Origin of the sequence: Collinsella aerofaciens (genome assembly GCF_027679495.1) — a bacterium.
In the GTDB taxonomy this organism is placed as follows: domain Bacteria; phylum Actinomycetota; class Coriobacteriia; order Coriobacteriales; family Coriobacteriaceae; genus Collinsella; species Collinsella aerofaciens_AK.
Map to the genome: position 1 here is coordinate 1 of NZ_JAQEKC010000044.1, position 8,973 is coordinate 8,973.

Genomic DNA, 8,973 nt, shown 5'->3' on the forward strand with positions numbered 1-8,973 from the left:
TGGAGAGAACGCTCCCGCAAACTGCCTCTTGACAACTTATAGGAGCGTCGGTTTTATTGGCGGAAAATCGGGGGGTGCTCAAGGGTTCCGGAATTTGCCGCATACTTCCGCAAACGACGTCTCGGTGGCACAAAAAATCGCCCTCGGAACCCTGAGATAATGAACAGATGTAGCCGTTCGCCGCAAATTACCGTCCGTTTATAGAACCCACCCCCAGTGTGCAGCCCTCTTACGGTTGAATAAATACACATCTATGGAATTACGTAAGAGAGGACTGTTCCTATGAGCTACAAGACCGTTTGCGTTGCCGGCGGCGGCGTGCTGGGAAGCCAGATTGCCTTTCAGGCTGCCTACTGCGGCTTCGATGTAACGATTTGGCTGCGCAGCGAGGGCAGCATCGGCCGCACCCAGCCCAAGATCGATCATGTGCGCGAGGAGTACATCGCGGCAATCGAGGGTATGGCGGACGGCACGGGCGAGTGGTGCTCCGGTATCGCCGATAGCGGCAAGCCCTTCGACAAAGAGGCGGCACTCGCCGCCGTTGAGCGCGCCTACTCCACACTCAAGCTGGAGCTCGATCTTGCCAAGGCAGTGGCCGACGCCGATTTGGTCATCGAGTCTATGGCTGAGGATACCCAGGCAAAGATTGACTTCTACAAGAAGCTCGCCCCGGTCCTTCCGCAAAAGACCGTCGTCGTGACCAACTCCTCCACGTTACTGCCGAGTACCTTTGCCAAGTACACTGGCCGCCCCGAGAAGTACCTGTCGCTGCACTTTGCCAACTCTATCTGGAAGAACAACATGACCGAGGTCATGGCACAGGACCAGACCGACAAGCGCTACTTCGATGAACTCGTCGACTTTGCCAACGACATCCGTATGCTGGCGTTGCCCGTCAACAAGGAAAAGAACGGTTATCTGCTCAACTCCATGTTGGTACCGTGGCTGCTTTCGGGCCTTGATCTGTACGTCTCGGGCGTGAGCGATCCCAAGAGCATCGACCTCGCGTGGACGCGTGGCACCGGCGCTCCCAAGGGCCCGTTCCGCGTATTCGACACGGTGGGTATCCAGACGGCCTACAACATCGTCATGCAGTATCAGAAGGTGCCGGGCCTGGTGAGCCCGCTGCTCAAGAAGATGATGATGCCCTACAACTTTAAGGCCATGGTCTCCGTTCTCAAGAAAATGCTCGACGAAGGCAAGCTGGGCGAAAGCTCGGGCGAGGGCTTCTTCAAGTACTAAGAACGATCCCTCGGGGTCGGAGGAAAACGGATCATTTTCGGCCGCCAGCAGTGAGAAGATGGACCCAGAAATAGAAAGGAGTGGCAATGGGCTGGCTCGGGCTTTGAAGACAAGTTATTGCAGGCCCAGGGCGATTTTTCGCTCAATGCAGGCCAGCACAGCGTGACGTATCTGCCGAGTTCTGACACGGCAGCGACTGGTCGCTACCAGGTGCTGCTATACGACAACAACTTTGGTGCGACCGAGCGCTATCCCAAGTTCGACTGGGGCCAGCTGGGCGCCGCGGTGGCGACCGACTACAGCAAGGGAACGCATTCGTTTGGGCGCATCTTTACGGTGGACGAGACCGTGCGCACCTACGAGCTTGTGGACCAGATCGCCGTGCCGTTCTCGGGCTATGCGAGCAGTGCGCAGCGCGTCGGCGATTCGAATAGCATGCTCGTGGCATCGGGCAAGGCCAAGACTTTTGCCGAGTACGATCGCTATGGACTGCCCATCGCCACCTACGAGATGGAAGCCGAGAAGTACATCTACCGCGTGTACAAGTACGAGCTGTAGCGCTGCGCTTGGCTGCGTCTGTGCCCCGTGGCTGCGCGCGCTCGCGCCGGGCCCGCCTCGCGTCCCGCATCACTTCACATCGAACTCAACGCGATCGAGCTCGGGCACATTGAGGTCGATGAGTTTGCGGGCGACGTGGCGGTCGTGCGCCCCAAGCGCCTCGCCTGTCGTCACATGGGCGACAATCTCGCGCTCGACGATGCCTTCTTCGTCCCCTTCGGTGGCCGAGGTCTCGACGGCGACGGTGTAATCTTTAAAGCCCGGCAGCACCGCGGCAAGCTCGCGCGTGGTTTCGGTGACGCCGTAGCCGTCCTGCACACCGGCCTGCGCCGAGCCAATGGAGCCTGCGGTCATAACGATGCAGGGGATGGCAAAGATGGCCGTTCCCACGATGATGCGGCGGCGCACTTTGCGTGACAGCTCGTCGACCTCGGTGTCTTCCTCAGCGGTCACAATGCCGTCGCCGTTGAGGTCGCGCTTGAGCGGCACACGCAAAAGAAGCAGTACGGCTTCGGCAGCCAGCGCGATAAAGACCACGTTGATGCCAAACTCGTAGAGGGCTGAGAGGAACAGCGACCCGCTTGCGATGGCGATGCCATAGCCCGCCGCGCACAGAGGCGGCATGAGCGCGGTCGCCACGGCCACGCCGGCGATGAGCGTGGCGGGTTCCTGGTCGCGCGAGTTGCCCAGCCCGCCTGCAAAGCCGCCTGCGAGTGCGACGGTAAGGTCCCAGACGGTGGGTGTAGAGTTGTCGATGATGGCGGCCGTGGTGGTGCCAAGGGGCGAGAGCTTAAAGTACAGCGTGGACGTGACCAGGCAAAAGGCCATCTGCAGCGCAAGGCTGGCGACGGCCTCGACGGTAATCTCGCGGTCGAGCGTGGCGATGCCGTATGCCATGGCAAGGACCGAGCCCATGAGCGGGCAGATGAGCATGGCGCCCACGATGGCGATGTCCGAATCGATATCGAGGCCGATGCTCGCGATCAGCATGGCGATGATGAGGATGCATAGGTGGGAGCCAGTCAGACGCGCCCCGTTTACAAAACGCTTGCGGATCACGTGATAGGGCGCGCGTCCCTCGCGAATGTTGAACGCGCGCTTTAAAAAGCGACCAGCCTGCTCGGCAGCCTCACTATGAGCAGGGCGGATGCCGTGGCGCCGGTGATGGCGTTCGCGTAGTCGCTTGATCTGTTGTTTGTCGAGTTCCATGTCCACCTCGTTCCAGCGCGGTCCGCGCAACGCGCCCGTTGTCCTAACTCTACACCGTGGCGGGCGGGGTGTCTGTTGGATGCGGAATCCGATGGGGCAGATGACGCGGGGGCAAATGCAAATCATAGGCTCAATTCGATCCCGCAAGAATATGATGCACCAGCTCCTACATATGTGACGAAATTGTGAAGCACGAGAGCGTGAATTTCAAAAAATACGCTGGTCGCCAATGTTGCGCAACAGAATTCAAAAATCGACAGCTACCGTTTGATACGTATGGATACATCCGTGTCAAAGGGAGAAAGCCATGGCAAACTACAGTCCACAACACTTTGAGCCTCGGGCCAAGGCCGTCAACGTCAAGGGCGTTGCTAACCGCGCCGTCGCAACCGTTTTGACGGCGGGCCTCATCGCTCAGCCGCTCATGTCGCCGCTGGCGGCAATCGCCGCACCGTCAACCGGTAACGGCGATTCTGTTCAGGGGGGGGGTAGTTCTGTAGAGAATACCGTTGCCGCCGGTAACCAAGCGGTCGTAAAGACGGCTGCCCAGCTGGCCGAGGAGTCGGCAAAGCAGCTCAAGGACGCTCAGGCCGCCTACGATGCCGCCCAGAAGAAGGCCGACGCGGCGGGCCAGTCTCAAAAGCAGGCACAGCAGCAAAAGAATCAGGCCTCGCAGGCCGTGACCGATAACGCCGCCGAGCAGAACGAGGCCGAGGTAGCCGCGCTTCAGGAGAAGATCGACGAGCTTAAGGCAGCCGTCGAAAAGACCGAGCAGCAGCAGAAGAAGCTGGGCGACCTGAACGATCAGCTCGAACAGGCCAACAAGAGTGTCGAGGATAAGACCCAGGCGCTCAAGGACGCCAAGGCAAAGCAGGATGAGGCCAAGAAGGCCCTCGATGATGCCCAGGCCAAGCTCGAGGCCATGGGTATGGACGAGTACGAGGCCGCCAAGAAGGCCGTCGAGGACGCGCGGGCAAAGCTCGATGACGCCAATAAGGCCGTTACTACTGCACAGGACAATCTGGACCAGGCCAAGGCTGCCGAGGCCAGCGCCCAGCAGGAAAAGCAGAATACCGAGGCAGCTTTGACGACTGCCCAGGCCAAGAAGCAGGAGACTGCCGCTGCGCTCGCAGCCGCAACCACCGCGCGCGATAACGCCCAGCAGAAGTTCAACCAGGCGCAGGCCGCGCTCGATGCTGCCGTCTCGGGTACGGGTGTCGACCTGAGTGCGCTTGAGGCCGCCAAGATCGCTGCTGCTGGTGAGCTCAAGACCGCGCAGGCGGAGCTCAATGCCGCGACGGATGCCGACGCCACCGCACAGACAAATCTGCAGGCCGCCCAGGCTGCCGTCGCTGCCGCGCAGGAGAAGGCCAACGCCGCCAACGCTGCTGTGGCATCTGCCCAGTCTGCATACGATGCGGCAAACAAGGAGTACAAGGACGCGGCCAGTAAGCGTGACGCCGCGAAGACGGCATACGAGCAGGCCCAGCAGACCGAGGCCGACAAGAAGGCTGAGTACGATAAGCTTGTCGAAGTTCGCAAGCAGAAGCGCAGCGAGTGGGAGGCAGCCTGCGCCGCTTCGAACGCCGCGGAAAAGGCTTATGACGCTGCTAATGCCCAGGTTGAGGCTCTTGAGCAGCAGATTGCAGACCTAAAGTCCAACATGACCGTTGACCAGGAAGTCATCAGTCAGGGTATGTTCGGCTTCATGAACTACATCATCGGCGGCAGCCAGTTCACAGCCACGCAGAAAAAGAACGCCCAGGATGCCGTATCGACGTTGACCGGCGCCGATGACAAGGCCGAATGGTATGACCAGTACGTCGATCAGGACATGTCTCGCGACACCAATCCGCTTTCCTTGGAGCAGATGCGCAACGCCCTGACCTACCTCGATACCCAGAACAACCTCCGCAAGGCGAACGGTCAGTCGGCACTCAGCGTCAGCCTCCGCATGACTGTGGCAGCTGCCCTCAATACATCGTATTCATCGAACATCTGGGGGCACTCTGGTTGCTACTATGATAACGGTGAAAATCTTGCCGGCGGCGGCGCATATACCGGCGGAGAGACCGAGGATACCCTCGGCTGGCCCTACACCGGCCTCTACACCCAAGAGAAGGAGGCATTCGATAAGTACGTCGCGCAGTATGGCGACGAACTCGGCAGCCACCGATATGATGCCTATTATATCTCCCAGAACTACAACAGCATCTATCAAGAGTGTGGGCATTATCTCAACATCATCGATGCCGCTGCGGAAGCCATCGGTATTGCAACCGGTAGCGGAAAGAATACCGATTCCGAGGTAACCGTATTCGATTACAGCGCTGATGACACTCAGGCCGATTTCACGGTCTCCGAGTTCAAGAAGCTCCTGAACGACTATATCGATTCCGCCTACAATGCGGGCGGCACGCAGGAGCAGAAGGCGCAGCTCAAGGAGCTTCAGGCAAAGCTCGCCGAGGCACAGAAGAACTTTGGAACTACTAGGGAAGCTTACTTCGCAGCTGTAAACGGGCAGGATGCCGCCCAGGACGCTTTCACCGCAGCCGACACGAACGTGAACACCGCCAAGGGCGAGTACGAGAAGGCTAAGTCCGGCACCGCCGCCGCGAAGACGGCATACAACGCCGCGAAGGACGCGCTCGGCGGAATCGACATCGAGTCCCTCAAGCAGAACCTCGATACCGCCAAGGGCGAGGCTGCCACTGCCCAGGCAGCTCTCGATAAGGCAAACGCCACGCTTGCTGACAGCAAGACGAAGGCAGCCGAGGCCGCTGCTCACAAGGCGAAGGCTCGCAGCGCCCGCGATGCTGCCAAGGTAAAGTCCGACCAGGCCAGCGAGGCGTATGACAATGCTACGGCTTCGGTCAAGGACCTTACCGCCAAGCGCGATGCCGCCAAGACGGACCTTGCGAATAAGCAGGGTTCGCTTGACGAGGCCAAGAAGGCCGACGATGCCGCCCAGGCTGGTGTAGACAAGGCCCAGGCCGCAGATGTCCAGGCCGCGACTGCTCTTTCGGACGCCAAGCAGGCAGTTGACGCCAAGAAGCAGGCCCTGTCCGACGCGCAGGCGAAGGCCAAGGCCGCCGAGGGTGAGCTGGCCGGCGCAAACAAGGCCTTCAAGCGCTTCGCCGGCGCCCAGAAGGCGGTCGATGACGCCAAGACCGCCTATGACGCTGCCGTCGCCGGTGTCACCGATGCCCAGAAGCAGCTCGAGGCCGCCAACGAAGCCGTCGTCGATGCGAACCTCGATATTGTCAAGGCCAAGGCCGAGCTTGCCAACGACGAGGCACTCAGGGCCGATCTTGAGGCTGTCGACCACAAGGCATCCCTTGCCGCGGGCACGACGGGCAACGAGAAGCTGGTCAAGCTGAACCCTGCCTACGCTCGCTACAAGGCTGCCGTCGATGCCGCCGCTGGCCTCAAGGCTGCTCTGAGCGATGCCGATGCCAAGCTGTCCGATGCCAACGACGCCTATGCCGCTGCACTGGCCGAGCTCGGAGATGCCAAGGATGCCTTGGCTGCCGCTCAGGCCGAGTACGACAAGTATCATCCCAAGGCTGAGCCGCAGGCCAAGCCTCAGGCCAAGCCCCAGGTTACGCAGGCCGCCGCAAAGGCGTCTGCTGCCAAGAAGCAGACCACGTCGGGAGCACTTGCCCAGACCGGTGATGACTCCGCTCTTGCGGGCGAGGTGTTCGTCATCGGCGGTATTACGCTCGTGGCTGCGGGCGTGACGCTGGGCGATCGTCGTCGCAAGCAGATGTAGCGTTTCGAGCGTAGATTCTGCAACGAACTTCGGTTCAGAGCAGGAACGCTTCGATAGCTTAACCGATAAGGCCGGCGCGCTGTTAAACGCAGCGCGCTGGCCTTTCTTTGTTTCGATATCAAAAAGCCCGGGCGGTAGCCGCGAAAGCTACCGACCGGGCAAATCGTAGGCAATATGGTTGCTGTCGAGCAGCTGCTCAGCTTAGCCCAGCAGGCTTAAGCCCACGGAGACAAACGCCAGGATAACGCCGACGATGGACTCGCCGCCGAGCAGGCCGCTGGCGACAACCAGCCCCTGTTCCTGGAAGGCGGCGTCCTTGGCAGCCCTCTCCTCGTCAGAAAGACCGGCGGTGGCGTCGCGGTGGGCGGACCACTTGTCGTAGGCGAGCTTGACGCAGGAGCCCAGGAATGCCGTGAGTGACATGTAGAACGGCAGGTACACGCCCAGGCCAATCATCATGGCCGGAATGCCGAGCCAGTACATGACGATGCCGGCGATAAAGCCGCCAACGAACCACGGCACGCTCGGGATGCCCGAGACCATGGTGGCAACCACGCTTGCCTGCGCGGCAACAAAGCTCTTGTCGGGGCCAAAGGCGTCCGGGCCATAGGCGGTGACGAGCGCGACCATGACGGCGGCGGCGACCAGGGCGCCCACGATGCCGCCGATGGCCTGGCCAACCCACTGTGCGCGCGGGTTGGTGCCCAGCACGGCGCCGGCCTTAAAGTCGTTCATGACGTCGCCCGCAAGGCCGCACGCCACGGCCACGATGCCGGCGATAAAGAACAGCTTGACCTGGGCGATCTGTGCAAAGGCCGCCACGATGAGCATGACGATGAGGCCGAAGATCTCCATGGGGTCGATACCCGTCTGGCCGCAGCTCTGTGCACTCATGATGGTGGTGACAAAGGTGAACAGCGTGACGATGACGGCCGGGACGGGACCAAGGTCGAGCACGATGGCGATGATCACGGCGATGGCGGCAGCGCCCAGGCCGATGATACCGGCGTCGAGCTTAAGGGAGCCCGAGATGAGCGACTGCTCGTCGGTGTCGGTGGAGCTGTCGGCGGCGAGGCCGCGGACGATACCGGCGACCTGCGGCAAGATGTCCTTGAGGACGACGGCGACGCCAAAGCCCATCATGAGGCCCATACCCAGGGACTTAACAATGCCCTGTGCGGTCATAACGTCAAACAGACCGGCAGCGGTGCCGCCGACAATGATGCCAAAATTGCCCAGCAGCGCGCCGGCAAACCAGAACGCGACCGGGGCGAAGCCCACAAGGAAGCCGACGGAGAGCAGCATGGGCGAGTTGTAGATGGCAAAGGTCACGCCAGGGATGTTGAGCGTGCACAGCATACTGGGCACAATGCCCAGAGCATCGCGCAGCACGCTGTAGATGCCGGCGATGGCCATGGAGCCAAAGAGCTGCTTGCCGGTCTTGCCGCCGGCCTCGGTCGCGCGCAGGGTCTGAGCTGCGGCGTTGCCGGTGGGGAACTCAAGCGCGGCGTCCACGATAAAGTGACGGTGGATGAGTGCCGTGGCCAGCAGGCCCAGGATAGTGCCGGCGAGTGCCACGATAAACATGTCGAGCCAGCTGATCTGGTCGGCATAGCCCAGCATCCAGGCACCCGGGATGGTAAACGCCAGACCGCCGGCGACCATGGCGCCTGCGGACATGATGGTGTGGGTGATGTTTGCCTCGTTGAGGCTGGCGTTGCCCATGAGCTTAAGGAAGAACAGCGAGATGACGGCAGCGAAGACGATCGGCCAGGGGAGTGCGCCCATCTTGAGGGCGGTGTAGGCCGAGCTTGCCGTGATGATCACGCAGCCAAGGACGCCGATGACGACGCCGCGCAGCGTGAGTTGCCCGCGCATCGAAGCGCGGTTCGAGGGATTGCTCATATAGAACTCCTTTGCGTATATCCGCTTCCCCCGGGAGCGCCGTTACGGATACGGCGCGGGAAGTCGGGTTACCAAGGGCCGCCGCGTGAGCTCGCAAACGACCGCGCACCAGTATAGCCGCACGGCAGCTCATTTGGGACGGGGCTTTTTTAGCTACCCCGGGCTCGGCCAAAGGATGATTATTCTGGGACGGGGATTTAAAAATCATTAGGTACGCAATGATTTTTAAAGGCTCTGTTAGACCAGGATTGACATACATGTGTCCCCACGGTGCCATATCGTTAGCC

4 protein-coding genes and 1 pseudogene are annotated in these 8,973 nt (G+C 60.9%); 3 read left to right on the plus strand and 2 right to left on the minus strand.

Features of this window, described 5'->3' with window-relative positions:
* The first annotated feature begins 282 nt into the window (after positions 1 to 282).
* Both PGW49_RS10145 and PGW49_RS10150 read left to right on the plus strand, forming a co-directional pair.
* Entirely contained in the window at positions 283 to 1,242 is a 960-nt protein-coding gene (locus tag PGW49_RS10145; RefSeq protein ID WP_270226416.1) for a 3-hydroxyacyl-CoA dehydrogenase, read from the plus strand.
* 96 nt (positions 1,243 to 1,338) lie between these two features.
* Positions 1,339 to 1,800: pseudogene (locus PGW49_RS10150) on the plus strand (aryl-sulfate sulfotransferase); the annotation flags it as partial.
* Between the two features lie 69 nt (positions 1,801 to 1,869).
* On the opposite strand, the gene PGW49_RS10155 reads toward PGW49_RS10150, so the two are convergent.
* Positions 1,870 to 3,009 carry a DUF389 domain-containing protein gene (locus tag PGW49_RS10155; protein WP_270226417.1) on the minus strand — a complete coding sequence of 380 codons (1,140 nt, stop codon included), beginning with the start codon at positions 3,007 to 3,009 and terminating at the stop codon, positions 1,870 to 1,872.
* A 307-nt stretch (positions 3,010 to 3,316) separates the two neighbouring features.
* Between PGW49_RS10155 and PGW49_RS10160 the strand changes: the two genes are divergently transcribed.
* Positions 3,317 to 6,781, plus strand: a complete 3,465-nt coding sequence (locus tag PGW49_RS10160; RefSeq protein WP_270226418.1) for a CAP domain-containing protein — start codon at positions 3,317 to 3,319, stop codon at positions 6,779 to 6,781.
* 201 nt (positions 6,782 to 6,982) lie between these two features.
* On the opposite strand, the gene PGW49_RS10165 is transcribed toward PGW49_RS10160, so the two are convergent.
* Positions 6,983 to 8,686 carry an OPT/YSL family transporter gene (locus PGW49_RS10165; protein WP_270226419.1) on the minus strand — a complete coding sequence of 568 codons (1,704 nt, stop codon included), beginning with the start codon at positions 8,684 to 8,686 and terminating at the stop codon, positions 6,983 to 6,985.
* Positions 8,687 to 8,973 lie beyond the last annotated feature (287 nt).